Origin of the sequence: Pseudoalteromonas agarivorans, assembly GCF_024518735.1 — a bacterium.
Taxonomy (GTDB): domain Bacteria; phylum Pseudomonadota; class Gammaproteobacteria; order Enterobacterales; family Alteromonadaceae; genus Pseudoalteromonas; species Pseudoalteromonas atlantica.
In genome coordinates, this window is the sequence record NZ_JANIGJ010000007.1 from 77,438 (window position 1) to 103,837 (window position 26,400).

Sequence of the window (26,400 nt, forward strand, 5' to 3'; positions counted from 1 at the left end):
AAGTATTATGAGTTTATTTATTTCAAACGCACACGCCGCTGCTGGTCAACCTGCTGCAAGTGGTGGCTGGGAAATGCTAATTATGTTAGCTATTTTCGGTTTAGTTTTTTACTTTTTAATTTACCGCCCACAAGCTAAGCGTGTTAAAGAGCACAAAAGCCTTATGAGCGCGATGGCTAAAGGTGATGAAGTACTAACCCAAGGCGGTTTAGTAGGTAAAATTGTTAAAATTACTGAAGATAAAGATTTCATCGTGATTTCTTTAAATGAGCAAGCTGAAGTAACAGTACAAAAATCGGCAGTATCTGCTGTATTGCCTAAAGGCACAATGAAGTCACTATAAAAATAAAAAGGACATGCCTGTGTTAAACAAGTTTCCAATTTGGAAGTATTTACTTGTTTTAGCTGTGGTAGCCATTGGCCTTTTATATGCTTCTCCAAACTTGTATGGCCGCGATCCGGCCATTCAGGTTTCGGGGGCAAAAGGCGCAGATGTCGATCTCAGTGTAGTAGACAAAGTAAACGCAACCCTCAAACAGCATAATGTAACAGCTAAGTCTACCGTGCTTGAAGGCGGCCAAGTATTAGTACGTTTTAAAAATGTTGAAGAACAGCTAAAAGCGCAAGACTTACTGCGTAATTCTCTTAGCGACGATTATATCTCTGCTATTAATATGGCACCTGCGCAACCTGCCTGGTTAAAATCATTGGGTGGTAACCCTATGAAGCTAGGTCTTGATTTAAGTGGTGGTGTTCACTTCACCATGGAAATCGACATGGCAACCGCGGTAGATAACCAGCTAGAGCAAATGGAACAAGATTTTCGTAGCGACCTACGCGAAGAAAAACTTCGTTACCGTAGTGTTCGCCGCGTAGCGGGATCTGAGCGTATGCGTGTAGAAATGCGTACCGAAGAAGATAAAGAAGCGGCTGAACGCTTTTTAGCATCGCGCTACCCACTAAACGTATACATTGATGATAGCAGTAACGATCGCGCATTTTTTGCCACTATGAGTGAGCAAAAGCTTAAAGAAATACGAGACTACGCTATTAAGCAAAACGAAACCATTATTCGTAATCGTATTAACCAAATTGGTGTTGCAGAGCCTAACGTACAGCGCCAAGGTGCTGAGCGTATTATTGTGCAACTACCAGGTGTACAAGATACAGCACGCGCTAAAGAAATTTTAGGTGCAACGGCCACGCTTGAATTTCGTGAAGTAGACGAAAACGCAGACCCAAGTGCTGCTGCTCAAGGACGTATTCCTGCGGGCACAGAAATGATCATGAGCCGTGATGGCTACCCTGTGGTACTTAAAAAACGTGTAATCCTTGAAGGTAGCCATATCACTGGTGCACAATCAGGAAACGACGAATATCAGCGCCCACAAGTAAGCATTACCTTAGATAGCAAAGGTGGGGCAAAAATGAATGCCTTTACCAAGCGCGCTATTGGTAAGCGCATGGCAACGGTATTTATTGAATACAAGCCATCGGGTAAAAAAGATGCTGACGGTAAAGCACTTCCACCTATTAAGGTAGAAGAGGTCATTAACGTTGCGACTATTCAGGCTCGTCTTGACCGTTCATTCCGTATTACAGGTATTGATAACCCAGCCGAAGCCCACAACTTAAGCTTACTATTACGCGCCGGTGCATTAGTAGCGCCAATTCAAATTGTTGAAGAGCGCACAGTAGGCCCAAGCCTAGGTCAAGAAAACATTGAAGCTGGTATGACAGCTGTAGCCCTTGGCTTTGCGTTTGTACTTGCCTTTATGCTTATTTACTACAAAGGGTTTGGCTTAGTTGCCAACATTGCACTAGCAGCTAACTTAGTGCTTATTGTAGGTGTAATGTCGTTAATCCCAGGAGCCACATTAACGTTGCCAGGTATTGCCGGTATTGTATTAACAGTGGGTATGGCGGTTGATGCTAACGTACTTATTTTTGAGCGTATTCGTGAAGAGCTGGCCGATGGCCGCAGCCCTCAACAAGCCGTTCATTTTGGTTACGATAGCGCCTTTAGTACTATTTTTGATGCCAATATTACCACTTTAATTGCTGCGGTTATTTTATTTGCAGTGGGCACTGGCCCTATTGCAGGTTTTGCCGTAACGCTGGCAATTGGTATTTTAACTTCAATGTTTACAGCCATAGTTGGTACCCGTGCGGTAATTAACTTATTTATTGGTGGTAAGCGCATTGATAAACTTTCAATTTAAGGAGCGGACATGCAAATTTTAAGTTTGGGTGGTAAAACCCTACGTTTCATGTCACTTCGTAAAGTGGCTATGGGTTTTTCTACGCTATTAATTTTAGCGTCGTTTGCCTCAATTTTTATCAAAGGTTTAAACTTTGGTTTAGATTTTACTGGCGGTACCGCTGTAGAGGTTGGTTTTTCGCAACCTGCAGATTTGAAAAAAGTACGCTCAGTATTAGCTGAAAACGGTTTTGCCGATGCTTCAGTGCAGCTGTTTGGTTCTAGCCAAGATATTTTGGTTCGTTTAGCGCCGCGTGGCAGTGAAGTAAAAGCCGAAGTTATTGGTAACCAAGTTATTACTGCCTTAAAGCAAGCTGATGAAAGCGTAGTAATGCGCCGTATTGAGTTTGTAGGTCCAAGCGTAGGGGAAGACTTAAAAGAGCAGGGTGGCCTTGCCATGTTAACTGCGCTTATTTGTATTTTGATTTACGTGGCATTTCGCTTTGAGTGGCGTTTTGCTGTGGGCGCGGTAGGTGCACTACTACACGATGTAATTATTACAGTGGGTTTGTTTTCTGTATTAGGGTTAGAGTTTGACTTAACTATTTTAGCGGCAATATTGGCGGTAATTGGTTACTCACTTAACGATACTATTGTTGTATCTGACCGTATTCGTGAAAACTTCCGTAAAGTACGCATCGACGACACTATCGAAATTATCGACATGTCGTTAACGCAAACACTTAACCGTACACTTGTAACGTCAATCACCACTATTTTGGTATTGATTGCGCTATTTGTGTGGGGCGGACAAACCATTCACGGCTTTGCTACAGCCCTGTTATTTGGTGTGTTCATTGGTACTTATTCTTCAGTTTACGTTGCAAGCTCGGTAGCTATTACCATGGGCGTAAGTAAAGAAGATTTAATACCAGAGGTAATTGAAAAAGAAGGCGCAGACCTAGACGCATTGCCGTAATAGAGTTAACGCTAAATAAAACCGCTCAATTGAGCGGTTTTTTTATTGCGCGCGGTTTTATAGAGCTTGATTACCTTTAATACTAAACGTACAGGCCTTTTAGGCTGAACTTAAAGCCTGGAGCCGGTTATATAATTAAGCCATTACAATAACGTATGAATAGTTAACAGTATATTAGGCTATAAACTTAGCGCTGAGGTTGTACCGCCCCTAAATTGAGCAAATTTAATCCGGAATGGTCAATAGTACCTAATGCCATAAAATTGTCATACAGGCTTGCTACTTTAATGCCCCTATTAAACGACAATCAGGTTTTGCAGTGACGATGCAGCGCAAAGTACTAGAGTACATTTTAAGTAACGGTGAAATAACCACGTTATTTCAGCCTATTTTTGATATAGCTAATCAAACAATTATAGGTTACGAAGCGCTAAGTCGAGGGCCTAAAAACAGCCCTTTGGAAATGCCTAACCGACTGTTTGAAGCGGCCAGTGAGCACGCTTTAATTTCAGAGCTTGAGCTATTATGCCGCTCAAAAGCAATTGAAAACTTTGTAAAGCTTAATCTAAACGGTAAGTTATTTTTAAATGTAAGCCCTAAAACCTTGCTTGACCCTTGCCACCCAAAAGGTGAAACTCTGCACTTAATAGAGCAGTTTGGTTTAGCAGCAAACCGTGTGGTAATTGAAGTAACAGAGCAAGAAAAGGTAGACGATGGTTTTTTATTATTAAAAACAATTGCACACTACCGCGAGCTGGGTTTTACCATTGCCATTGACGATTTAGGTGCTGGTTACTCGGGCTTAAAACAGTGGTCTGAACTATGCCCCGACTTTGTAAAGATCGACCGTTACTTTATTGATCATTGCGATGAAAGCGAGGTTAAAAAAGAGTTTTTGAAATCGATTACGGTACTCGCAAAAGCAACAAACACCGCCGTAATAGCCGAAGGCATAGAAAGAGTAGAAGAGCTTGCCTATGTTGAAAGCTTAGGCATAGCAAACGTACAAGGTTTTTTACTGGAAAAACCAAACCCAAATCCAAGCCTTGATTACAGCTCAGAGCAATTACAAGCATTGAACTTTAAACAGCCAAGCAACACGTTTGATCAATCAATGGCGATTGGCTGGCTTGCTGTTACACAAGAAGCAATCGACAGCGAAACCCGTTGCAAAGACGCCCACAAGCTATTCGAAAAAGATAAAGCCGTGATGAGCCTAGCGGTTTTAAATAAAGCCGGCCAACCGGTTGGGTTACTACATAAAGATCAGCTTACTGAGGTGTTTGCAGCGCCCTATGGCCATGCACTTTACGACAAGTGCCCCGTAACCGACTTTATGGATAAACAACCTTTAGTGGTGGATGAAAACCAACTTCTTGATACCGTGAGTCAGCAAATTACAGAGCAAGACTTTGATATTCGCCGCCATATTGTGATCACCCGAAATAAACGTTACCTAGGGCTTGCCCCTTTGCGTGATATTTTAAAGCACATAACAGAAGAAAAAATTCGTCACGCCCAGCATGCTAACCCACTCACCATGCTCCCTGGTAATGTAGCGATTAATGAGGCAATAGAGCAAAGGTTACGCTCACAAAGTGCGTTTTCGCTTGCCTATATAGATCTTAATCACTTTAAGCAGTTCAATGATTTATACGGCTATGCCAGTGGCGATAGTGTGATTAAATTATTGGCAGATGTAACCGTGCAAGCATGCGAAAACAGTGCTAACTTTGTAGGACATATAGGTGGTGATGACTTTATGGTTGTGTTTGACCAATCAGATGCTGTGTATATTTGTAATACCATAATTGAGCAGTTTGAACTGCAATCACGCACTTTTTTTACGCCTGAGCACATTAAGAGCAAAGGTTACTGGGCTACAAATCGTGAGGGAGAAAAGCAATTTGTACCTTTACTTACGTTATCAATTGGCCTTGTGGAGCCCGACTTACAAGAATGTAAAAACAGCCATCAAGTTGCAGCACTTGCAACAGATGCTAAAAAAGAGGCTAAGCGATATCGCCATAGTTATTTGTTTATTTGTAAGCGCAGAAAGCCTGCGCCTGCCGTAGTGCGCTTAGCACCAGAGAATAAACAGGTGGTATAAGAAATAGGTAATTATTATGTTGCCATTAAAAGTAGTTGTTGGTGGGTTTGCTTTATTTGCGGTTAGTTTTTTTGTGCAAGGGGTAGAAATTGTTAATGTTGCTCAAAAGCAAAGTGTGCAAAATGCCCGTGAAGAATACCTAAGTGAGCTATTAACACGAGCCCTAGAGCGGGCTAATTACCCTGTAGACATAAAAATGCAGCCAGTGAGCTTACAGCAACAGCGTGACCTGATTGAGCTAGATAAAACAGAGCTAGATGTTTATTGGAGCATGAGCAGCCCAGAACGAGAGGCACGGGCAATAGCCGTTAAAGTCCCGCTATTTAAAGGCTTTATAGGCAAGCGCGTTTTATTAACCAGTAAAAAAAATGTCGAAAAATTTAAAAGCATTACCACGTTAGCGCAATTAAGTGAGCTCTCGGCAGTGCAAGGGCATGATTGGCCAGATACAAAAATAATGGCCTATAACGGCTTACATGTAAGGCCGCTGAGTAACTATCAAGCTATGTTTACGCTTACTAGCCGGGGCAGAATCGATTACTTTCCTCGCTCATTTATCGAAGTTAATTCTGAGCTTGTTGCCAATGCGCAGAGTAACTTAGTTATTGTGCCTAATTTATTTATTAGTTATCCCACCGGTATTTATTATTTTGTTGTAAGTAGTAAGCCAGCTTTAGCGCAAGCCATAGAGCTTGGGTTGCAAAACATGCAAAACAGCGGAGAGTTTGATGCGTTATTTGATGAGTATTTTGCAAAAGACATAAACTCACTCCCTTTTACAAAAGGTTATACCACGGAGCTTAAGCTCGATAACCCTTACTTTTAAAACAAAAAAGGAGCCATAGGCTCCTTTTTTATAATAGGGTTACATGCACTTTATTAGCGAAGTAACGCTTCAGGTAATACTGGGCGAATTTCACGGATAATTGCTTGAGTAAGCTTAGGTGCACCACAAATAATGTTACCGCTATTGTTGTAGTTAACGCCACCTGCAAAATCAACAACCATGCCGCCAGCTTCTTTTACAAGTAACTCGCCTGCTGCTGTGTCCCACGGTTTTAAACCAATTTCAAAAAAGCCATCAACACGGCCCGCAGCTACATATGCCATATCTAGTGCTGCAGAACCTGCACGACGAATATCAGCAGTTTGTGTAAACAATGCTTTAAACGCGTCTGTGTATGCATCTAAGTGATGTTTTTGTTTGAAAGGGAAGCCTGTTGCTAAAATAGAACCAGCTAATTCTACGGTTTTAGTAACGCGTAAACGCTTGCTGTTTAGCTGTGCGCCTTGACCACGAGATGCTGTGAAAAGCTCGCCACGAATTGGATCGTAAATTACAGCTTGGTCTAAACGACCTTTTACTTTAAGTGCGATAGAAACCGCGAAATGAGGGATACCCTTGATGAAGTTAGTTGTGCCATCAAGCGGGTCAACAATCCATTGGTAATCTGCATCTTTGCCTTTGTGCTCACCTAGTTCTTCACCAACAATGCAGTGATCAGGGTAAGATTTTAAAATTGTATCACGAATTACGGCTTCGGCTTCTTTATCAATGTTAGTCACTAAGTCGTTAGTGCCTTTTTGTTGAATTTCAACTTTTGATAAATCTTCACTTGCGCGAAGTAAAATTTTGCCTGCGTTGCGCGCAGCGCGAACCGCAATGTTTAACATTGGATGCATGGTATTACCTTTGGGTTGTAAAAGAACGTTTATATATTTAAGCCGGCGTATTTTAGCGACTTTTGCCATAAAGTAAACAATAAACCCTAAATACTTTTGTGCGTTTTTTATACGGCCTTGAAATGCATGTAAATTTATTCGTATCTAAGACGTGTTGGCGTGTATGGATTGAAATTTGTTCAACCGAAGGGCGACTTAATCACAGCGCGAAGTGCGAAGCCTTGGGAGTTCAATAACTTCCATGAAGCAAAGCTTCCGCGTCCTGCTAGCAAACATACTGTTGTAAAAATTAATCTTACAAGGGCAATACACGCCAATAATACTAAAAAGTAAAAAAAGTGCTTTACCTAAAGTTAGCTTGAGGTTTTATCTTGTGTTTAAGCAATCAACTAGGGTAAATAATAATGAAATTAGAACACGTACATTTAGTAGTAAACGATATAAATGCCATGCTTAAATTTTATCAAGCAGCCTTTCCTTATTGGTCAATTAGAAGTGAAGGGCATAACACTTGGTATGGTAAACCTAAGCGCTGGGTACATTTTGGCGACGATAATCACTACATTGCTATAAGCGATAATGGCGAGCATAAAAACAGAGATTTGGCAGGGCATCAAGTCGGGCTGGCTCACTTTGCCTACGTTACAAACAACCTAGACGCTGTTATACAGCGCTTAAAACACGCCGGATTTAGCATTGATAAAGAGGGGGCAGAAAACCCATTTAGAAAAAACGTATATTACCTAGACCCAGCAGGGTTCGAGGTTGAGTTTGTGCAATATATGAGTGACATTCCAAGCGAGCGTAATAACGACTTATAAAATAGGTAGTAAATAACGGTGTAGAAAAGCGCATAATATGGCTTTTCTACCCATTGTGTTTTTACCCGTATTATTTATTACTCACCCCAAGCTGGGCCTTTAAATCATTAGCAAAACTCACAAACTTTTCTTTAATGGTGCGTTTAACTTTTACCTCCACCGAGCCTAAAACTGTTTTACCTTCGAGGTTAATTGTTGGGCCTTGGCGCTTATTAAGCGACACCGTTTTGTTTTCAAAACTACCTAATATACAAAACATTTTAGAAACTACATTAACATGCTCTGGTACGTAAATTTCTTCGCTGCCAAAAATACAATTTACATGCACGGTAACATGTTGGTGGGCAAAAATGGCATCAGTAAAATCTAAAACAATCGACCCCATATAGTTTTGAATATAAATATCTTTAGGCACCACCCATTGGCCGCTACGCTCGCTTGAGCCTAAAATGCTTCGCAGTGTTAAGTTTTCTTCATCCGCTTGTTGGGCGCTGTAGTTAGGGGCAAATTGCGTTTGCTTATGAGCACTGTACTGGGTATCTGTAGTAAGGGTTAAATCCTCTACTAAATTAAGTAACGCGGCATTATCGGTTGCTTCCATTGCACTGTCTAAGCGCCTTTCAAAGGCTTCAGCTGAAATAACACCATGGCTGTAGTTATAAATAAGTTGGTCTATCACTTGTTCGCGAACTTGATCTATTGGGCGGTCTTCAATTTTTACAGACATGGGAATAATCCTTTTTATATGAGTTACCACAGTACATAGCAAGTGGTGTACCAAAAATTAACTATTTATATATCAATGGTTTATTGTTTTAATAACTCCGCTTAATTTATATATTAACGATAGATTAACCAAAACAGCAATATAATCGTTATTTTCACCACTTAAGAAAGTTTTACCTAATAGCCTGTAAATGTTTACTCGGAGGTATTTTTATTTATACCCAATAAAATAGCTAACTTCATGAATTTAAAGTGTTAATAAAGTTGGCCTAAAGCTCGCATATATAAAAGTGTCTTTAATCAAAAGGAGAAAGATTATGAAAACATTCAACAAATCTATGATTGCGGCTTTAGTTCTAGGTACTACAGCTATGGGTGCTCAAGCGGGCACTTGGGAAAATGAAAGTAAAGATGCTTGGATTGATGGTAAGGCAGAAACAGTGCTTCTTATGAACACTAATCTAAACAACTTTGACATTAACACTGATGTAAAAAATGGCAAGGTAGTACTTACAGGTAAAGTAGACAGCGACCTTGATAAAGAGCTAGCTGAAGAACTTGTAATTAGCCTAGATGGCGTATCTGATGTAGAAAACAACCTAACTGTTGTGAAAAACATGGATATGGACGACAAAGATCGTGACACTATGGATGATGACGATAACGACTTAACTGACGCTAAAATCACCACAGTAATTACTACACGTTTCTTATTTGACTCAGAAGTTGACGGTACAGATATCGACGTTGATACCGACAACGGTATAGTAAAACTTAAAGGTTCTGTTGAAACAGAAGCTGAAAAGCAGTTAGCAGTAAAAATTGCTAAAAATGCTGAAGATGTTCGTGACGTAGTAGATGAACTAACTATTGTTGCTGAATAATACACTATACTAAAAAGCCCAGCTTAGCTGGGCTTTTTGCTTGTCATTTTTAAAGGAGCTACATCATGGATATCATTCGTATAATATTGTCGATTTTATTACCGCCACTGGGTGTATTTTTACAAGTTGGTTTAGGTATGCACTTTTGGCTAAATATTTTACTAACTTTACTGGGTTACTTCCCTGGTTTAATTCACGCTATCTACATTATTGCTAAAAAATAATGTGTGGTGTGTTCAATGTGAGCCGGCCACTTTTTTATAGTTATTAAAATTGTAAAAAAGCGGCTTACATACTTCTGCGTTTATTTTTCTGTTATTTCCTACCTATTCGCATGCAAAAAGATTACTATTTAAGCAGTCAGCTTACTGATTGTTAAAATAAAGGTTTTTGCTAGTGACAAGCCTTAAAAAACTTTTTATACTGCAACCCGCTTTAGTCGCTCAGTGGCTAAACGCTTCAAAAATTAACTACCTCGTAGTTATACAAAGTTGGCCCCTTAGCTCAGTTGGTTAGAGCACACGACTCATAATCGTTAGGTCCCCAGTTCGAGTCTGGGAGGGGCCACCACTTTTCAAAGCTTTCCAATTTTTAAATAGTTATAGCCAATAAAAAATATTCTCTACTGTACTTTTTATACAGCATTTAGGTTAGTTGTTTACGTGCCTATACCGTCTCTATTATTTAAAAGCCAGCTTCAATCATTTTCCTATCTGGCCAATACCAAACTATGGGTAATTCAGATGATGGTGTAGATGTGGACTTAAACTGGCTTAGTGCTGGAATAGGTTATCGCACAGCTATTGGCGCGAACACTGACTTTTATGGTTTAGCAACTTACGAAAACGTAGAGCTAGAGGCATCGTATCGTGGAAGTAGTGCTTCGAATGACGAAAATGGCTATAGTCTATCTGTAGGTGTTCGCTCTATGGTAAGTGATAATATTGAGCTAGATGGCCGAGTAGGCAATGTCGATATTGCAGATGAGAGTGAAACATCTTTCAGTGTGGGCGCACGTTACTACATTAATAACAACGTTTCACTTGGGGCTAATTACACCTCATTGGACGAGCTAGATTTAGTTAGCTTAACTGCTCGTTATAGCTTTTAAGTATTAATAAATAAAAAATAAGCGCACTAAACAGTGCGCTTTTTTATGCCATTTACTTTTTTAAGTAGCTTCTAATTTACTTGGTACTTACTGTTAGTACGAATGTAAATAGTGGCTGTTTTGTCGCTAGTGTTCTCAATCGTGTGGGTAAAGTTACCGGTTGATTCTACATAGCTGCCTGCACTTAGGTTTTGCGCTTTATCTTGCTCGCTTGAGTTGTACTCAACGGCGCCGGCTATAACAACAGCACGAAATTCGCTTGCATCTGTTTTTAATTCACCTTTAAAGCCGGCAGGAAGTTTAATCATTGAGCCGTTCATATCGGCTGTACTTCCCCAAAGGTAGGCGGTTTGAACGCCTTGGGCGTTAATGTCGTTTAAATCGCTGCTGTTTAACCATACTATGTTGTCTGCATGTAGGTTTAACGGGCGCTCACCATTATCAAACTGGGCATTAGTTGGTTTAACTAAGTACGGCCCTGAGTCGATTTCTAAGTAAATTAAATTTGTTTCAGCATTGGCTGCAGTGGTGTGGTTTTCACCTGCTGGTTGTGTCCAAAACGAACCCGCTGGCATCCACATTTTTTCGGCTGTTGGGTCGTCATTATGCATTTGCCCTTCAATAACGATACCGCGGTAGGTAATGTTGTGAATGTGCGGCGGAGATTCAAAGCCTTTTTTAAAGCGTACTAACATGCCTGTTGCAGTGTCGGTTGTGCGGTTTCCCCATAAATCTGCAGCGCCAGGGCTTTTATCACCACGTAGCGGGTTTAAGTAACCCCAGTCAATATTGCTTGCAGCAACAACTTTTGATGCGCTTTGCTCTGCAGAGGCTGGCGTTGATATGAGTGTTGCAACCAGTGCAAGAGTTGATGCGTTTAGTAAAAATTTCATTTAAAAGCTCCGTTAAGTTGGTATAGCGCTATAGTACGGCTTAAAATTCAGTCAATAAATGGGCATAAGTTAAATACACTTTCGCAAAAACGTGGATAATAACGTTATAGTTACGCATGCTGGTTTATGCAATAAGAGGGTTTGATGAAAATAGCTGATTTACAAGTATTACTCAAAGTGGCTGAGCTGCAATCAATTACAGCTGCTGCAAATCAATTAGATATGAGCTCATCGGCTGCAAGTGTCTCGTTAAAGCGTATAGAGCAGGCGCTTGGGGCACAAATATTTGTGCGCACAACAAGGCAAATACGCCTCACGCCTGAAGGGGAACGGTATTTACCTCTGTGTCAGCAGGCACTCGATTTATTGCAACAAGGGCAAGTGCTTATTCATGAGGAACAGCAATCTATTAGTGGTGAAGTGCGAATAGCAGTGTCATCGGAAATGGGGCGCAACCTTATGCGGGTATTACTAAATAATATTATGGATAAACACAGCGAAGTGACGCTGCGCTTACAAGCAAGCGACAGCCGCGCTGATTTTTACCGTGATGGAATTGATGTTGCGCTGCGCGCCTTAACTAAAGAAGCCGCACAGGAGCTAAATTTATACGGCTTTAAAATTTGTAACATAGCACACGTGCTATGCGCCTCGCCTGATTACATTAAAAAGCACGGTGAGCCGTTAACGCCAGATGACCTACTGAATCATAATGCCCTTTTATATAAGCTCTACGAGGTAGTGCATGATGGGTGGGAGCTGTATAACGATAACCAAAAATACAAGGTTAAAATGAGCAGCGATCGCGCCGTTAACGATGGCGATATAGTTAGGCGTTGGTGTGTTGATGGCACCGGGATAGCCAAAAAATCGGCCATTGATGTAGCTGAAGATTTATTAGCAGGCAGACTAAAAAGGTTAATGCCCGATTACAAAATCCCCCTCACTGAAATGTGGTTAGTACTGCCTAGCCGCCAGCTTATAACGCCTGCCATTAGGCTTATTCGTGACGAGTTAAAACACACGATTAGCCAATTAAGAAAAAACCTGATTGCGCAAGGTATAATTAACGAGCAAGAGTGGCCCGATTCACCCTAGTGCACCTTACGCGAGGTTAGTGTTGCTAGCCTTGCGCCTTTAAAATTTAATTCGCTTTCCTGTGGTGGATTAAATTAAAATACACGCTCTTCTTTTATGTTCTATTTTTTCTAATTATTGGGCTTATTGCTCAGCTGATCCTATATTTATTCTAAGCAAGTGTTAGTTAAGTCCTTTATCCATTTACAGGTATTGTATGTTACTTAAACAAAAAGTTTATATTAGTCTTATTTTGGCTATTGTTGTGCCGTTAGCGGTTTCTACATTTTTATTTTCAAATAGTATTCAAAATCATACCGATGAAAAGCTCGCAAAGGTTGATCTACCCACCGCATTGAGTGAAGTAAAAAGCAAAATTGAACTCGAACTTGCCACTCCTATAATTGTTGCCAAAGAAATTGCGCAAAACAGCTTTGTTAAACAGTGGCTAAGCAACGGTGAGAGTGAGCAAGCAAGAGCCGATTATATTAATTATTTAGCCAGTATTAAAAAAGATAACAACGCAGTTATTGCGTATATAATTTCCAAAAATACCAACAACTATTACACCGATATTGGCATATCTAGACAGATAGATAGAAGCGAAGATGTATGGTTTGATCAGTTTCTATCCTCTAACAGACCCTTTGAAATAGCACTGGATATAGATAAAACCACAAATAGCATGGTGGTTTTTATTAACTATGCACTGCAAATTAATGGTGAGCGTACCGCCATTACTGGCGTAGGGCGCTCGCTCGATTCTATGATCAACTTAATTAACGAATACCGTATTGGCGAAGCCGGTGTGGTGTATTTGGTCTCTGATGAAGGTGAGGTAATGCTTCACAGTGACAGAAGTAAAATGGGTCAAAAAATTAATATTAACGATATAAAAAATGGTGCCATTATTAGTAAAACAATGGCAGGCGAAGATTATGTTGTGTCGAGTACGCCTATTGAGTCATTAGGTTGGCATTTAGTGGCAGAAGTGCCCGAGCAGCAGTTATACGGGCCAATAAATAGTGCCATTAATAGCAATTTATTATTTGGTGTGATCATTGCCATTATTGGCTTTGCCCTGGCCAGAGTTTTAGTGTCGCAAATATTTAAACCCATTGAAAACATAACCGCTGCAGTGAGCGCGTTAACTAAAAAAGATGGCGATTTAACCGTAAGGCTGCCTACTAACGATAACAACGAAATATCAGAGCTTGCCGCTAACTTTAATTTATTTTTAGAGCAGCTACATGGCATGTTTAAGCAAGTGTCGGACTCAGCAAACCATGTTAAAAGCATTTCAGAAAATGTGTTAGTACAAGTACAAGGCGCGGCTAACTTGGCCGAGGTACAATCATCTAGCACGCAAACGGTGGCGGCAGCCGTTAACGAAATGGAAGTAACCGTACAAGACATTTCAAACAGTGCCAGTAACGCCTCTGACATTGCGACTTTAACAGAAGAAGCGACTCATAAAGGGGTGGAGTTTGTAAATAGCACGATAAAGCAAATGGAGCAGCTAGAAAACGCCATGGCTACCTCGGTTGCCTCGGTAACTGAGCTTTCAGGAGAGATAAAGTCAATTACGCAGGTGCTTGATGTTATTAAAGCAATATCGGAGCAAACTAACTTACTGGCGCTCAATGCTGCCATAGAAGCCGCGCGGGCAGGCGAACACGGTCGTGGTTTTGCCGTTGTAGCCGATGAAGTAAGAACCCTTGCAATGCGTACTGCAGAGTCGACCGAGCAAATTAACGAAATGATAGACACGTTAAATTCTAAGGCTTCAAGTACGGTGTCGGCTATAGAGCTTGGCAGTAAAAATACCCTAGAAAACGCCGAACGTTTAAAAGTAACGGGGAGTACCTTAACGGGTATCTCTCAAGAAATTGTTACCCTAAGTGAGCTAAATAGCTCAGTGGCAACAGCCACCCGCGAGCAAACGTTGGCTACCTCAGAAATTAGTCAAAATGTGGTGATGATTTCTGATTCTGCTGAGCAAACAAAACAAAATATGAAAACCTCAGAGCAGCTATGCAATGGGCTAAATGAAGAGTCGAATATATTAAAAGACTTACTGGGTAAGTTTACGCTTTAAAAAAAGTGACAACATTAAGCTAAAAAACGCGTTGTAACTTAGTTAATCTAAGCTTTGGTTAAGAGGTTTATTATCCAAAGTTTAGGTTAATAACAACGCGTTTTTAAAGGGTTAATTTTTACGGTAAATTTCATGTTGAATGTCGTAAATATTAACGCTTAAGCTGTCAGAATCTCGGCAATAAGTTTTTAAACACTCAAGCAAGCTCTCGCTTAACATTTGTTTTTGTTCAATAGAGCGCCCGGCCATGATATGCGCCGCAATATGAATAAACCCTTCTTTTCCTTCACCTAGCTGGTATTGCTGATAAGCAATGGCGCGGGTTTTAATGGTTTCTAAGTCAAACAAACCACTTTGAAAAGTCGCGTTGTGCACTTTTTCAACAAGTACTTGCGGTAATACAGGAAGATCTTCAGAGTGTTCAATAATAATGTGCGGCATTTACGCGTTTCCTATTATGAGTTACTACGTGGGCGTACGTATAATTGTACCAAAGCCTGAACTGTGCGCTAACCCCTCAATGGCCTAAATTTAGTTGTATTAATTTTTGATGGTAGTATAAAAACAGTCACGTGAACCTTCGCTTATAAAGCAAAATTAAGGATTAATATGAAATTACCACACCGCTTTAAACGTTTAGCTGTGCTATTAAGTGCAGTGGTTACCTTAAGTGCCTGCTCAGATGATGTTGCATCGGTGAGCTTAGGGCTGTTTACTACTAAAGATGTAGTGGTAAATTCGCAGCAAGACCCACTAGTAAAAGGGGTTACGTGCCATATTAGCCATATTGAGGCCGACTTAGATTTTTCAGATCCCTCTGATATGTCTATTGCGTGTCGCCAAACTGGGCCAATTACAGCCGATATGTTACAAGCAATAGATCGCAGTAAGTCGGGCGAAGTGGTGTTTAAGTCATCAAAAAGTATTTTATTTAAATCGCTAAAAGTACGCCGTATTTACGATGCACAAAACCGCACATTACTGTACTTATCGTACTCGACTAAAGAGTCGAGCGGCAGCCACCACCACGCACTTTCAACTGTGCCTTTATACAATACAAAAGCTTGGAACTGGGCACTTGAACAAAAATAAGAGCACACTATGTTAGCGTTATTTAAATCAAAGCCGCTGCTAGAACAAGCCGAGCAGCAGTGGCTAATTGATACCTTTATTTGGGCGGTAGAGCACTTTGATGCCGCATTTTTTACCAAGCACACGCAAATAATATTGCCAACGGTGGCGCATTTTCCTGATTCGGTATCGAGTATTGAGGAAATGGCCACTAAGGTATTTGTACGAGTACGTGATTACGCAGGTATGAGTGCGTGGCCAATACAATTAGTTGCGCCACAACAGTTACAGCCGCAAGTATTTCCGCATTTTGAATTTGCTGAACACTTACGCGGAGAGCAAAGCCAACTTATTGTACCGCCAAGCCACACGATTAATATTTCATTTAATCCTAATCAAATTAATCAGCCGCAAGATTTAGTGGCCAGCTTTGCCGGCACACTGGCTACTGTATTAATTCATCATGTTGGGGTGTTACCGCCAGGCGGTAAAGACTACTTGCCACAAGCGGCAGATGCGCTGGCCTGTTTTTTAGGGTTTGGGGTAATGATGAGCAACACTGTGTATCAATTTAAAGGCGGGTGTGGCTCGTGCTATAACCCTTATGCTAATCGTGAAGCGAAGCTCAGTGAAACTCATACCGTATTTATGCACGCGCTGATTAGTTATTTTAAAAACGATCATGACTCTAAAAAACATTTAAAGCCACATTTGCGCAGCCAATTTAAAAAAGCCCAAAAAGAGATCAAAGCATTAGTTGATAATTCTGCTAATCCGCTATTGCTTGCCTATGCACCAACTTAAACCGGATACTTGTGAACTACTTAGACGAATTTTTACTGATTGCCATCGCCCACTTTTTTGCAGTAGCCAGCCCAGGCCCCGACTTTGCCGTGGTGCTCAAACAAAGTATACAGCAGGGCAGGCGTAACGCCTTATGGACAAGCGCTGGTGTGGGCGCTGCTATTTTATTACACGTAGGATATTGCGTATTAGGGGTTGCGCTAATTTTAACGCAATCGCCTAATTTATTTATGACATTAAAGTACGTTGCGGGGGCGTATTTAGCCTATTTAGGCGTACAAGCATTGAGGGCTGCCAAACCACCGGTAAATAAAACAGACAACATAGAAAACAAAACTACCCCACAAGAAAGCGTATGGCATGCATTTAGGCGCGGCTTTTTAACCAACGCGCTTAATCCTAAAGCCACTCTCTTTTTTATGTCGTTATTTACCTTAGTTATTAGTGTAACTACACCAACTAGCGTGCAAATTGTGTATGGGGTTTATATGGCTCTGGCAACGTGGGTGTGGTTCTCTATGCTTTCTTTAGTGTTGTCAAAACCCAGTGTACGGGCGTTTTTTCAAAAAAGCGGCTATTGGTTTGACCGGGGTATAGGTGTTATTTTAATTGCTTTAGCCATTCGTGTAGTAATTTAACCCTAGGGAGAAGTCATGCCTATTTATAATTTTTCGTTTGGATCGAATATGTCCTCTAACCGCTTGCTTGCGCGTTTACCAAAAGCAAAGCGAGTTGGCACAGCTGTACTAAAAGGCTACGAGCTTACGTTTAATATGTTATTTAAAGATGGCTCGGGCAAGTGCAGTATTCAAAAAAGTGATGACAAAAACGCCTTGGTATATGGCGTGGTCTATGAACTTGATGAAGCCGAAAAAGCAATTTTAGATACCATAGAAGGCCCAGGCTACGATTGCGTTGCTATTAAGCCCACTTTGTTAAATGGGGAGCAAATAGAGGCCCATTGCTATATTGCTAACACCCACGATAACGATGTACTGCCATACGACTGGTATATTCAGCACGTTCATCGCGGCGCACTTGAGGCTGGCGTACCAAAAGAATACAGTGATGCAATACTTAATCGGCCGCATAAGCCCGATACAAATAAAGAGCGTGCTGATATTGAATTTGCAGTGCACCAAAAATAATAAGGATAATCATGAAACTCACCAAATTAGCCAGTTTAGCGTTGCTTGCCAGTGCCACTTTTAATAGTTGGGCACAAATTAATACCACGGACTTAGAAGAGGTTATTAACACCTCAATGGCACGCTTTGACGTACCGGGTATGGCGGTAGCGGTTGTGCAAGACGATAAAGTTGTATTTGCTAAAGGGTTTGGGACAAGCAACCTCAATACAAATGCAAAAGTGAACAAAGACACACTTTTTGGTATTGCCTCAAACACAAAAGCGTTTACCAGTGCAGCGCTGGCTAAGTTGGTTGATGAAGGTAAGTTAAGCTGGGATGACAGGGTAATTGACCACTTACCTGAGTTTAGGTTGTACGACTCCTACGTCACCCGCGAAATGCGTGTTCGTGATTTATTAAGCCATCGCAGTGGCTTAGGGCTTGGGCAGGGCGATTTAATGATTTGGCCAAGTACTGATAAATCTATAGAGGCTATTTTAGCCGGCCTACAGTATTTAAAGCCAGCCAGCAGCTTTCGCAGCCAGTATGCCTATAACAACTTAATGTTTGTAACCGCAGGCGAAGTGGTGGCACGTGTATCAGGTATGAGCTGGAACGATTACATCGAAAAAAATATATTACAGCCTTTGCATATGGATAACTCTCGCGCGGGCTTTTCGCGTATTCCAAAAAGCAATAAAAACTGGGCAATTGGCCACATACCAATGGATGGCAAGCTCAATCCTTTTTTTGTTAACTACCTAGAAGATTTTAGAGGCGCAGGGGCTATTGCATCAAGCGTAAACGATATGAGCCAATGGTTACTAACGCAGTTAGCTGGCGGAAAAATGCCAAGCGGCGAGCAACTATTTAGTGAAAAACAGCAAGCGCAAATGTGGCATCCGCATATTACCTCTATGGCTTCTAAAAGTGCGTATGAGGCCTATCATCAGCAATTTAGAGGCTATGGGCTAGGTTGGAGCGTTGAAGATTACCACGGCTTTAAAAAGCTAGGCCACGGCGGGGGCATTTTAGGTATGGTGTCGCAAGTCACATTATTGCCTGAGAAAAAACTTGGCATTGTTATTTTATCTAATCAGCAAGCATTTAGTGCACTTTCGGCAGTAACCCACGAAGTGCTTGAAGATGCCCTTGAGCTTGAAGATAAAGACTGGGTTGAAGAGTTGGCTAAAAAACATTTTGCGAGTAAACAAAAAGCCTACGCCAATGCAAAACCCGACACCCCAGCAGATTACCAGCCACAGTTACCTAATATAAATTACACCGGCACGTTACATGACGATTGGTACGGCGATGTAATTATTGAGCAACTCGATGGCAAACTACGTATTGATTTTACCCATACCAAACGCTTAAAAGGCACGCTTGAGCATTACACGGGTAATACGTTTATTGTTAAGTGGGATGAAAAGCTACTGGAGGCCGATGCGTTTATTCGTTTTGATATGGGCGCAAACAACCGTGTTAATAGCGCAAAAATGCGCGCGGTATCAACAGCGGTAACAGACTTTAGTTTTGATTTTAGAAACCTTAATTTAAAAGCTAAGTAGTGATGCTATACACCAAAGTCGCAAAGCCACCGTAAGGTGGCTTTGTTATATTAAGCACTCACATTAAAGGAGCGTTTATGCGTACTGCAGTTATTTCACACCCTCATTGCCGTAAACATAAAATGATTGACGATCATCCAGAGTGCCCAGAGCGCCTAGACGCTATTGCAGATAGACTTTTGGCAAGTGGTGTAGATATTGGCTTAACGCATCTACAAGCGCCTAAAGCGCAGCGTGAGCATTACTTATTAGCCCATGATGAGTCATTAGTTAACCTTGTGGAGCGCTTAGTCCCTGAGCAGGGGCTACATAACCTTGATGGCGATACCTGGCTTTGCCCTGATTCGTTTAAAGCGGTAGAGCGCGCCGTAGGAGCAGGGTTGTTGGCTGTAGATGAAATACTCGCAGATAAACTCGATGCGGCGTTTTGCGCTGTACGCCCGCCAGGGCATCATGCCAATGCACACGCTTCTTCTGGGTTTTGTGTATTTAATAATTTAGCTATAGCAGTTAAGTATGCCCAAAGTAAAGGCATTAAACGTATAGCAATTGCTGATTTTGACGTACACCATGGTAATGGCACCCAAGACATATTTATAAACGATGAAAACATATTACTTTGTTCGTTATTTCAATACCCATTTTACCCAAACACAGCTGTAAAAAATAACAGCCACATAGTTAATTCTCCTTTGCCAATTGCCAGTAGTGGCGATGATTTAAAAGAAGTGTTTAATACCCAATGGTTGCCAAAATTAAAAGCCTTTAAGCCAGAGCTGCTATTTATCAGTGCAGGGTTTGATGCCCACCTAGAAGATGACATGGCAAGTCTAAAGTTTGTAGAAGATGACTACAGCTGGCTTACAGAGCAGTTATGCGATGTTGCAAAAGAGAGTGGCTGCAAAGGTGTTATATCTTACCTTGAAGGGGGCTATGCGCTATCAGCATTAGGAAGAAGTGCTGTAGCGCATATAAAAGTGCTTAGTGAGTACTAAGACCAATCCGCAATAATACTTAATTAAGCGAATTGGTATAACTAAGGGTTACAAACCCAGTAAATCAAACGCCTGCTTGGTATTAAGGGTTTTAATTTTGCCAAGGCAGCATTGCCCTTCATTTAATAAATAAGTAGTGACCAGTTGCGCTAGCTGCTCCTGTGAAAGAGGGGCGCATGCAGCGCCTTGCAGGTCAACGTACTCACCTTGCTTGTTCAACACGCGCACATTACTAAGCTCACTTTGCGTAACGCTGTGCAAACACGCTTCTTGTTCTTGTTTATCGTGCGCTATTTCAAGCTCATTATAAACAATTAATAACTGTGGAAAGCTGTTTAGCATAGTTACCCTACTGTTACCTCATATGAGGTAAATTTACGCACATTAATAACGCCAGTATCAAAAATTAAGTACTGACCTTTTATACCTTGCAGCACGCCGCTTACTACTGGGTTTTTATCAAAATTAAACGAGCTAATTTTAGTAGGGTACTCTGTCACCGGAAAGTTTAAATCAACCACGTCTTCATCAAGTTGCTCTATGGCTGTGGCACCAAATAACTCGCTTAGCTCGTTTAATTTATCGCTAATTTGCGGGATCAGCTCTGCCGCGGCGGCTTTAAGGTCAATGGCTTCGTTTTGGCCCTTTAGCATGTTACGCCAATTGGTTTTATCGGCAATAAACTCGGCCAATGCCACCTCAACTAAGCCTGATTGTAAACGTGTTTGTACTTTAAAAATAGGCAGTGCTTGAGTGGCGCCTTGATCAACCCAACGTGTCGGTATTTGCGTATGGCGAGTAATACCTACTTTTAGCCCAGAGGTGTTGGCTAAATACACATAATGCGGGATCATGCAGTTTTTTTCGCCCCATTGCGGCTCGCGGCAAGTGCCTTTATCGTAATGGCAAGTTTCTGGTTTCATAATGCACATATCGCAGCTAGCAAGCTTGCGCATGCATACAAAACAGTGGCCTTGCGAGTAACTCTTTTTGGTTTTTTTGCCACAGTTTGAGCATAAAATGGTACCGCTAAACGTCAGCGTTAACTCTTTACCAATGAGTGCGTTTAGGTCGACTAGGTTGTCGCCCACAGGAAGGTGATGTTGAACCGGCTCTGTTAAGCTCGATTTTAATTTACGCAAAGTGCCTTGCATCTTTACTTGGCCCCTAAAGATGTTGATATTAAAACGTGGAGTTTAACATCTTTAAACTGTATTGGCTTTTTAAGAAATACAAATAGTCATCTAGAGGAATTGGCTTAGCGTATAGGTAACCTTGCGCTCTGTCGGCGCCCATTTCTTTCAATAAGTGGTGCACATCTTGGGTCTCTATGCCTTCCATGGTTATAGATAGCCCTAGGTTATGTGCCATATCTATAGCGGTTTGCACAATCACTTTATTGGCGGTGTTATTCGTTAAATCAAATACAAACGATTTATCTACTTTAAGCTCCGTAAAGCGGTAATTAACCAAATAACTTAGCGATGAATAGCCAGTGCCAAAGTCATCAAGGACCACGCGCACTCCTAAATCAGAAAGCTCATTAACCAATGAAATAAGCGCTTCGTGGCTTTCGACTAATGCTGACTCCGTTAATTCAAACTTAAGAAGCTGCGCCGGAACTTGGTATTTTATAAGGACGTTTTCGACTTTTTCGGCTAGGTTTTTAATCGACAGATTTTTAGCACTTAAATTTACGCTAATTGGGTGATCGTTGTAGCCTTGCTCGGTTAGTTTGAGGATATCCTTACAGGCTTGCTCAATAACCCATAAGGTAAGCTCGTTAATAATACCTGTGTGCTCAGCAAGGGTGATCAGCTCTTCTATCGATACGCCTTTAAAAGCAGGGTCGGGCCAACGTAACAGTGCTTCGGCGCCACATACCTGATTAAAGTTCAGCCCTATTTGAGGCTGATAGTATAACGCTAGTTGGTTGTTTTTAATTGCTTTTTGTAATTTAGCGGCCAATGCCACATCCATTAATATATTACTGCCGTTAGAGGCGCTTACTACTAAATCGTTATTACTTTTAGCTTTTTTAAGTGCCAAGTAACCCCGTTTTGTCCAGTATTCAAAGTCGTCACTGTGGGCTGCGCTACTAATCCCTATGTTATAGGTAAGTTGTAAGTTTAAGCCTTGAATTTCGTATTGTTTGGGCAGGCTATTTATAACTTTAATTAAGGCCCCTTCAAGTGACTCCTGGTTTTGGTTTTTAGTAGATATGCAGGCAAATACCCCGCTGCCTAAGTCGGCTAAGCGGGGGCTGTTATTAAAATCTGTATCTAGGTTGGTAAATTCGCGCTCATGGCTAAGCTCTAACTCTATTTGTTTAGCCACGTGCTTTATTAAAGTGTAGCCCTGCGATGGGGTAATAATGGTATTGAGCGAGTTAAAATGGCGAATTTTAATTAAACACAAGGTGGTATTACGCCCCTGTGCTTGTAAGCTCATAAACGCTTGTTTTAATTTGGCACTGTTAAGTAATTTAGTTTGCTGGGTATGTGTAGCATGATAAAGCGCACGCTCGCGCTGGTAGCGCACTCTATCGGCAAGTGCCATAGCCATTAAAATAACTTCACACAATATAGCCACTAAAAACGCGTGACGAATCGCAAAGCTATAATCCAAATAGCCCGTTAATTCTAATGGCTGTATTGCCGCGCCAACAATGAGGGGAACCCACGAAAAAACGTAAAACTTCGCCCACCTAAAGCCCGTGCGTAGTTTGTTATAAATTAAAATAACACACGTAATATATAACAAGCTTAATACACAAAAAAAGATGGGTGCTGCAATGTATTCGGGTATAAATAAAGTGGTGATTGATAATAAAAATATTAAAATAAGTAGCGCTTTACTCATTTTATAGCGCCAGCATTTGTCCTTGTGGTAGCGCAAAAACATGGTGCAAAAGGCGAGAGTAAAAAAGGCCATTGCGTAGTTTGAAAAAATCACTTTTTCGTGTAAGTACAATTGCCACTCTAGGGGCCACAAGTAAAAGCCAAAGCCCATTACAATGCCCATTAAACACAGCGCACTAATTATATAGCCTATATAAACTAAATAAACGCGGTCTTTAATCCCAAAATAAAGCACTAAATTATACAGGGCAGCCATTAATAACACGCCGGCAAATATGCCCCAAATGCCGGTTTGCGAGCGAACTAAATCAACAAATTCTTTATGGCGATACAAATTAACCGGGGTTTTGCTGATCCCCGTTGTATCTATTTTTATGGCTAAGCGCTCTGTTGTTTTACTCTCAAGTGCAAAACGTATATGCGGTACGCTATATTGAAAAAGCGTGAGAGACTTTACTTTATCACCTAATTTATAGCTTTCTATAAGCTCATTTCTTTTGTTTAACCGATACACGCTTAGGTGATCAACCATCGGGTTATCAAAATGGGCAACAATGTCTTGAGCATCCAAGCTTTTATTTTCAAGGTCTATAAATAGCCAATAGTTTTGCTGCTTAAAGCTCCATTGAATATCGGTTAACGGCTGGTGGGTGATTAGCTCGGGATCTAAAATAATATCGTTGAGTGTGTGAGATTTACTTTCATCTATGTAGTAGGCAAAGTCTAAATATACAGGCGTGGTTTTATCGATGGTATAGCGAGTCGGCACAACCAGGTTAGAAGCGAGTGTGCTAATAATATAAAATATGAAAATCAGTATGGCTATGGCCGCGGCATGATAACGTAAAGTTTTCGTTTCCAACGTTGTATACTTGTAATAACTCTTTTAATTAGTGTAGCACTAAAAAAGCGCATATAAACTGCGCTTTTTTAGTTAAATTTTTAGGGCCTGCTTATCCTTCAGGATTAAAATTTGTTCTAACTAGGGACGATTTAATCGTGGCGCGAGGTTTGTAACCTAGTGGGCTAAGTAAAAACCGAGCAACAAAGAGTTAATCGTCCCTAGGACGAACCTTCGTGCAGCGCGTGTTTGGTATTTATACTGCGTTATCGCCTATTTATGGGGAATAACCACACTACATAGGCTCTGCCTTGCCTAAATACCAAACACACTGCTGCAAATTTAATCTCGAAAGATAAACAGGCCCTAAGTTAAACCAATAATTTAGTTACAGGCTACTGCTCTCGGGCAATCGCTCTGTAAGCAATATCGGTGCGGTACTCCATACCTTCCCAGCTAATTTGTTTTACAAGCTCGTATGCACGTTGCTGTGCCTCGGTAACGGTATTGCCGAGTGCCGTTGCACATAATACACGTCCACCTGCGGTGACAACGTTTTCGCCATCTTGCTTAGTACCCGCATGAAATACTTTTTCATCAGCAGGGTAGTTAACTTTAAGGCCTGATATTGCATCACCTTTAGGGTAATCACCTGGGTAGCCTTTAGCAGCAAGTACAACACCTACGGCTGCGCGCGGGTCAAACTCAATGGTTGTTTTATCAAGCTCTTCGCGGTTAGCCGCTTCAACTAGTTCAACTAAGTCTGATTTAAGACGAAGCATCATAGGTTGCGTTTCAGGGTCACCAAAACGACAGTTGTACTCAATTACTTTAGGCGTGCCCTGGGCATCAATCATTAAGCCTGCGTATAAAAAGCCAGTGTAAGGATGACCTTCGCTTGCCATACCCTCAACGGTAGGAACGATTACTTCGTTCATAATGCGCTGGTGGATTTCGTCGGTTACTACAGGTGCCGGTGAGTATGCGCCCATGCCGCCAGTATTTGGACCTTCATCGCCATTGTATGCACGCTTATGATCTTGGCTTGTTGCAAATGGCAAAATGTTTTTACCATCAACCATAACAATAAAAGAAGCTTCTTCGCCTTCTAAAAACTCTTCGATCACGACGCGGCTGCCAGCCTCGCCAAAAGCATTACCGGCAAGCATATCGCGAATAGCGTCTTCAGCTTCGCGCTCATCCATTGCCACAATAACGCCTTTACCAGCTGCTAGGCCATCTGCTTTTATTACAATTGGCGCGCCTTTTTCCTTTAAATAAGCAAGGGCAGGGTCAATTTGTTCAAACGTTTGGTAATCAGCGGTTGGGATAGCATGGCGAGCTAAAAAGTCTTTAGTAAACGACTTAGAGCCTTCTAGCTGCGCTGCACCGGCTGTTGGACCAAAAATAGCGAGACCGTGTTCACGGAACTTATCTACAACGCCCAATACAAGCGGTACTTCAGGGCCAACAATCGTAAGTTCTACATTGTTTTGTCGTGCAAAGCTTAATAGGCCATCTAGGTCTTCAACATTAATTGCAACGTTTTCTAGTTTTGGCTCAAGTGCAGTACCGGCATTACCCGGTGCTACAAATACAGTGTTTACTTTCGTGTTTTGAGCGGCCTTAAACGCAAGTGCGTGTTCGCGGCCGCCGCTGCCAATGACTAATACATTCATGGCGAAATATTCCTATTTAAAGCGGTTTTTTAAATTTCAGCGTCATACGGTCGCTTTCACCAATAGCTTTGTATTTATCAGCGTCTTGTTCGCCAAGGCGTAAGCTAGGTGGTAGCGTCCACACCCCTTTAGGGTGATCGGCTGTATCTTTTGGATTGGCGTTAATCTCACTGCTTGCAACTAATTCAAATCCAGCTTTTTTAGCTAAATCGACCACGTAACTTTGCTTCATGTAGCCGGTTGATTTTTGATCCTCATCAGGTCGGCTTTCATCTAAGCGATGTTCAACTACACCTAATACGCCACCTGGTTTTAACGCTTTATAAAAAGACTTAAATGCACTGAGTGCGCCTTTAGTGTCTTTACCCATGTACCAGTTATGTACATTGCGAAAGGTTAATACCATGTCGGCAGTGCCGGCTGGGGCAATATCAGTGTGCGTTAATGGGGCAAACTCAGAAATTTTTACTTTGCTAAAACGCTCATATTCGGCCACTTTTTTCTTAAAGCCAGCTAAAGAGCGCTGGTAGTAACCTACCGATGAATCACTCGGAAAATGCGCTGCGTAATATAAGCCTTGCTCTTTAAGTGCTGGGGCTAAAATTTCGCTGTACCAACCACCACCAGGGGCAATTTCAACCACAGTCATTGTTGGTTTAAAACCAAAAAATGCCAGTGTTTGCTTAGGGTGACGGTATTCATCGCGGGCGCTATTTTTAGCGCTACGCTCGCTTGATTGAATAGCATGGCTAAGGCTTGACTCGTGGTTATGGCTAAGTGCCATTGTTGAGGTCAGCGTAAGCGAGGCAACAAGTAGTGACTTTAGTGCAAATTTCATCGTTTGTTCCTTAACATTTTATATAGGT

General features: G+C 41.4%; 26 protein-coding genes and 1 tRNA gene. 18 read left to right on the forward strand and 9 right to left on the reverse strand.

All coding sequences use genetic code 11. The annotated features are described in order from the left end of the window. The first annotated feature begins 7 nt into the window (after positions 1-7). The 5 genes from yajC to NQT65_RS13450 all read left to right on the forward strand — a co-directional run bounded on the left by yajC (position 8) and on the right by NQT65_RS13450 (position 6,115). On the forward strand, positions 8-343 hold the full coding sequence (gene yajC, locus NQT65_RS13430) for a preprotein translocase subunit YajC (RefSeq protein WP_004587613.1): 336 nt from the start codon (positions 8-10) through the stop codon (positions 341-343). A 19-nt stretch (positions 344-362) separates the two neighbouring features. Then, positions 363-2,222 (forward strand): protein translocase subunit SecD, encoded by a 1,860-nt coding sequence (gene secD / locus NQT65_RS13435; protein WP_004587612.1) that lies wholly within the window; start codon positions 363-365, stop codon positions 2,220-2,222. Positions 2,223-2,231: 9 nt separating this feature from the next. Next, positions 2,232-3,179 (forward strand): protein translocase subunit SecF, encoded by a 948-nt coding sequence (secF, locus tag NQT65_RS13440; RefSeq protein ID WP_004587611.1) that lies wholly within the window; start codon positions 2,232-2,234, stop codon positions 3,177-3,179. A gap of 319 nt (positions 3,180-3,498) precedes the next feature. Further along, complete coding sequence (locus tag NQT65_RS13445; RefSeq protein WP_256851373.1) at positions 3,499-5,289, forward strand: bifunctional diguanylate cyclase/phosphodiesterase; 1,791 nt, start codon at positions 3,499-3,501, stop codon at positions 5,287-5,289. Positions 5,290-5,305: 16 nt separating this feature from the next. Next, positions 5,306-6,115, forward strand: coding sequence for a substrate-binding periplasmic protein (locus tag NQT65_RS13450; protein ID WP_256851374.1), 810 nt, complete (start codon positions 5,306-5,308; stop codon positions 6,113-6,115). Between the two features lie 53 nt (positions 6,116-6,168). Here NQT65_RS13450 and suhB read toward each other — a convergent pair whose 3' ends face one another. Continuing rightward, complete coding sequence (gene suhB / locus NQT65_RS13455) at positions 6,169-6,972, reverse strand: inositol-1-monophosphatase (protein WP_004587608.1); 804 nt, start codon at positions 6,970-6,972, stop codon at positions 6,169-6,171. Between the two features lie 404 nt (positions 6,973-7,376). On the opposite strand from suhB, the gene NQT65_RS13460 reads away from it, so the two are divergent. Then, complete coding sequence (locus NQT65_RS13460) at positions 7,377-7,793, forward strand: VOC family protein (RefSeq protein WP_004587607.1); 417 nt, start codon at positions 7,377-7,379, stop codon at positions 7,791-7,793. Between the two features lie 70 nt (positions 7,794-7,863). Here NQT65_RS13460 and NQT65_RS13465 read toward each other — a convergent pair whose 3' ends face one another. Continuing rightward, positions 7,864-8,520, reverse strand: a complete 657-nt coding sequence (locus NQT65_RS13465) for a LiaF domain-containing protein (protein ID WP_256851375.1) — start codon at positions 8,518-8,520, stop codon at positions 7,864-7,866. 316 nt (positions 8,521-8,836) lie between these two features. On the opposite strand from NQT65_RS13465, the gene NQT65_RS13470 reads away from it, so the two are divergent. From NQT65_RS13470 to NQT65_RS13485, 4 genes are all read left to right on the forward strand, one after another. After that, positions 8,837-9,403 carry a BON domain-containing protein gene (locus tag NQT65_RS13470; RefSeq protein ID WP_126008327.1) on the forward strand — a complete coding sequence of 189 codons (567 nt, stop codon included), beginning with the start codon at positions 8,837-8,839 and terminating at the stop codon, positions 9,401-9,403. 65 nt (positions 9,404-9,468) lie between these two features. Further along, the gene (locus NQT65_RS13475) at positions 9,469-9,627 is read left to right on the forward strand and encodes a YqaE/Pmp3 family membrane protein (RefSeq protein ID WP_004587604.1); all 159 of its coding nucleotides are present in this window, start codon (positions 9,469-9,471) and stop codon (positions 9,625-9,627) included. 269 nt (positions 9,628-9,896) lie between these two features. Further along, positions 9,897-9,973: transfer RNA gene (locus NQT65_RS13480), tRNA-Ile, on the forward strand. 133 nt (positions 9,974-10,106) lie between these two features. Further along, positions 10,107-10,514 (forward strand): outer membrane beta-barrel protein, encoded by a 408-nt coding sequence (locus NQT65_RS13485; protein WP_256846246.1) that lies wholly within the window; start codon positions 10,107-10,109, stop codon positions 10,512-10,514. 71 nt (positions 10,515-10,585) lie between these two features. On the opposite strand, the gene NQT65_RS13490 is transcribed toward NQT65_RS13485, so the two are convergent. Further along, the gene (locus tag NQT65_RS13490) at positions 10,586-11,407 is read right to left on the reverse strand and encodes a DUF4437 domain-containing protein (protein WP_256851376.1); all 822 of its coding nucleotides are present in this window, start codon (positions 11,405-11,407) and stop codon (positions 10,586-10,588) included. Between the two features lie 144 nt (positions 11,408-11,551). On the opposite strand from NQT65_RS13490, the gene NQT65_RS13495 reads away from it, so the two are divergent. Next, positions 11,552-12,505, forward strand: a complete 954-nt coding sequence (locus NQT65_RS13495) for a LysR family transcriptional regulator (RefSeq protein WP_256851377.1) — start codon at positions 11,552-11,554, stop codon at positions 12,503-12,505. A 196-nt stretch (positions 12,506-12,701) separates the two neighbouring features. Next, positions 12,702-14,582, forward strand: a complete 1,881-nt coding sequence (locus tag NQT65_RS13500; RefSeq protein WP_004588644.1) for a methyl-accepting chemotaxis protein — start codon at positions 12,702-12,704, stop codon at positions 14,580-14,582. A 111-nt stretch (positions 14,583-14,693) separates the two neighbouring features. On the opposite strand, the gene NQT65_RS13505 is transcribed toward NQT65_RS13500, so the two are convergent. After that, positions 14,694-15,023 (reverse strand): 5-carboxymethyl-2-hydroxymuconate Delta-isomerase, encoded by a 330-nt coding sequence (locus NQT65_RS13505; RefSeq protein WP_004588643.1) that lies wholly within the window; start codon positions 15,021-15,023, stop codon positions 14,694-14,696. A 168-nt stretch (positions 15,024-15,191) separates the two neighbouring features. On the opposite strand from NQT65_RS13505, the gene NQT65_RS13510 reads away from it, so the two are divergent. From NQT65_RS13510 to NQT65_RS13535, 6 genes are all read left to right on the forward strand, one after another. Next, the gene (locus tag NQT65_RS13510; protein ID WP_024031426.1) at positions 15,192-15,674 is read left to right on the forward strand and encodes a CreA family protein; all 483 of its coding nucleotides are present in this window, start codon (positions 15,192-15,194) and stop codon (positions 15,672-15,674) included. Positions 15,675-15,683: 9 nt separating this feature from the next. Beyond that, positions 15,684-16,457 carry a hypothetical protein gene (locus tag NQT65_RS13515; RefSeq protein WP_256851378.1) on the forward strand — a complete coding sequence of 258 codons (774 nt, stop codon included), beginning with the start codon at positions 15,684-15,686 and terminating at the stop codon, positions 16,455-16,457. An 11-nt stretch (positions 16,458-16,468) separates the two neighbouring features. Beyond that, positions 16,469-17,095 carry a LysE family translocator gene (locus NQT65_RS13520; RefSeq protein ID WP_004588640.1) on the forward strand — a complete coding sequence of 209 codons (627 nt, stop codon included), beginning with the start codon at positions 16,469-16,471 and terminating at the stop codon, positions 17,093-17,095. A 15-nt stretch (positions 17,096-17,110) separates the two neighbouring features. Further along, a complete protein-coding gene (locus NQT65_RS13525; RefSeq protein ID WP_004588639.1) occupies positions 17,111-17,605 on the forward strand; it encodes a gamma-glutamylcyclotransferase family protein in 495 nt (164 codons plus the stop codon). A gap of 11 nt (positions 17,606-17,616) precedes the next feature. Further along, positions 17,617-19,158 carry a serine hydrolase gene (locus tag NQT65_RS13530; protein WP_256851379.1) on the forward strand — a complete coding sequence of 514 codons (1,542 nt, stop codon included), beginning with the start codon at positions 17,617-17,619 and terminating at the stop codon, positions 19,156-19,158. A gap of 77 nt (positions 19,159-19,235) precedes the next feature. Then, positions 19,236-20,153 (forward strand): histone deacetylase family protein, encoded by a 918-nt coding sequence (locus NQT65_RS13535; protein ID WP_256851380.1) that lies wholly within the window; start codon positions 19,236-19,238, stop codon positions 20,151-20,153. Positions 20,154-20,201: 48 nt separating this feature from the next. On the opposite strand, the gene NQT65_RS13540 is transcribed toward NQT65_RS13535, so the two are convergent. The 5 genes from NQT65_RS13540 to NQT65_RS13560 form a co-directional block, all read right to left on the reverse strand. Beyond that, positions 20,202-20,495 (reverse strand): DUF4144 family protein, encoded by a 294-nt coding sequence (locus NQT65_RS13540; protein ID WP_004588636.1) that lies wholly within the window; start codon positions 20,493-20,495, stop codon positions 20,202-20,204. Positions 20,496-20,497: 2 nt separating this feature from the next. Then, positions 20,498-21,307, reverse strand: coding sequence for a DUF2797 domain-containing protein (locus NQT65_RS13545; RefSeq protein ID WP_256851381.1), 810 nt, complete (start codon positions 21,305-21,307; stop codon positions 20,498-20,500). Positions 21,308-21,335: 28 nt separating this feature from the next. Next, positions 21,336-23,876: an EAL domain-containing protein gene (locus tag NQT65_RS13550; protein WP_256851382.1), complete on the reverse strand. Its 2,541-nt coding sequence runs from the start codon at positions 23,874-23,876 to the stop codon at positions 21,336-21,338. Between the two features lie 374 nt (positions 23,877-24,250). Next, positions 24,251-25,534, reverse strand: a complete 1,284-nt coding sequence (purD, locus tag NQT65_RS13555; RefSeq protein WP_256851383.1) for a phosphoribosylamine--glycine ligase — start codon at positions 25,532-25,534, stop codon at positions 24,251-24,253. Positions 25,535-25,550: 16 nt separating this feature from the next. Further along, positions 25,551-26,372, reverse strand: coding sequence for a class I SAM-dependent methyltransferase (locus NQT65_RS13560; protein ID WP_256851384.1), 822 nt, complete (start codon positions 26,370-26,372; stop codon positions 25,551-25,553). Between the last annotated feature and the right edge of the window lie 28 nt (positions 26,373-26,400).

Excerpts from the sequence above, each read along its gene's own strand:
- yajC (WP_004587613.1), top strand. The coding sequence starts at position 8 with ATGAGTTTATTTATTTCAAACGCACACGCCGCTGCTGGTCAACCTGCT.
- secF (WP_004587611.1), top strand. The coding sequence starts at position 2,232 with ATGCAAATTTTAAGTTTGGGTGGTAAAACCCTACGTTTCATGTCACTT.
- NQT65_RS13450 (WP_256851374.1), top strand. The coding sequence starts at position 5,306 with ATGTTGCCATTAAAAGTAGTTGTTGGTGGGTTTGCTTTATTTGCGGTT.
- suhB (WP_004587608.1), bottom strand. The coding sequence starts at position 6,972 with ATGCATCCAATGTTAAACATTGCGGTTCGCGCTGCGCGCAACGCAGGC.
- NQT65_RS13460 (WP_004587607.1), top strand. The coding sequence starts at position 7,377 with ATGAAATTAGAACACGTACATTTAGTAGTAAACGATATAAATGCCATG.
- NQT65_RS13465 (WP_256851375.1), bottom strand. The coding sequence starts at position 8,520 with ATGTCTGTAAAAATTGAAGACCGCCCAATAGATCAAGTTCGCGAACAA.
- NQT65_RS13470 (WP_126008327.1), top strand. The coding sequence starts at position 8,837 with ATGAAAACATTCAACAAATCTATGATTGCGGCTTTAGTTCTAGGTACT.
- NQT65_RS13475 (WP_004587604.1), top strand. The coding sequence starts at position 9,469 with ATGGATATCATTCGTATAATATTGTCGATTTTATTACCGCCACTGGGT.
- NQT65_RS13490 (WP_256851376.1), bottom strand. The coding sequence starts at position 11,407 with ATGAAATTTTTACTAAACGCATCAACTCTTGCACTGGTTGCAACACTC.
- NQT65_RS13495 (WP_256851377.1), top strand. The coding sequence starts at position 11,552 with ATGAAAATAGCTGATTTACAAGTATTACTCAAAGTGGCTGAGCTGCAA.
- NQT65_RS13500 (WP_004588644.1), top strand. The coding sequence starts at position 12,702 with ATGTTACTTAAACAAAAAGTTTATATTAGTCTTATTTTGGCTATTGTT.
- NQT65_RS13505 (WP_004588643.1), bottom strand. The coding sequence starts at position 15,023 with ATGCCGCACATTATTATTGAACACTCTGAAGATCTTCCTGTATTACCG.
- NQT65_RS13510 (WP_024031426.1), top strand. The coding sequence starts at position 15,192 with ATGAAATTACCACACCGCTTTAAACGTTTAGCTGTGCTATTAAGTGCA.
- NQT65_RS13515 (WP_256851378.1), top strand. The coding sequence starts at position 15,684 with ATGTTAGCGTTATTTAAATCAAAGCCGCTGCTAGAACAAGCCGAGCAG.
- NQT65_RS13525 (WP_004588639.1), top strand. The coding sequence starts at position 17,111 with ATGCCTATTTATAATTTTTCGTTTGGATCGAATATGTCCTCTAACCGC.
- NQT65_RS13530 (WP_256851379.1), top strand. The coding sequence starts at position 17,617 with ATGAAACTCACCAAATTAGCCAGTTTAGCGTTGCTTGCCAGTGCCACT.
- NQT65_RS13535 (WP_256851380.1), top strand. The coding sequence starts at position 19,236 with ATGCGTACTGCAGTTATTTCACACCCTCATTGCCGTAAACATAAAATG.
- NQT65_RS13540 (WP_004588636.1), bottom strand. The coding sequence starts at position 20,495 with ATGCTAAACAGCTTTCCACAGTTATTAATTGTTTATAATGAGCTTGAA.
- NQT65_RS13545 (WP_256851381.1), bottom strand. The coding sequence starts at position 21,307 with ATGCAAGGCACTTTGCGTAAATTAAAATCGAGCTTAACAGAGCCGGTT.
- purD (WP_256851383.1), bottom strand. The coding sequence starts at position 25,534 with ATGAATGTATTAGTCATTGGCAGCGGCGGCCGCGAACACGCACTTGCG.
- NQT65_RS13560 (WP_256851384.1), bottom strand. The coding sequence starts at position 26,372 with ATGAAATTTGCACTAAAGTCACTACTTGTTGCCTCGCTTACGCTGACC.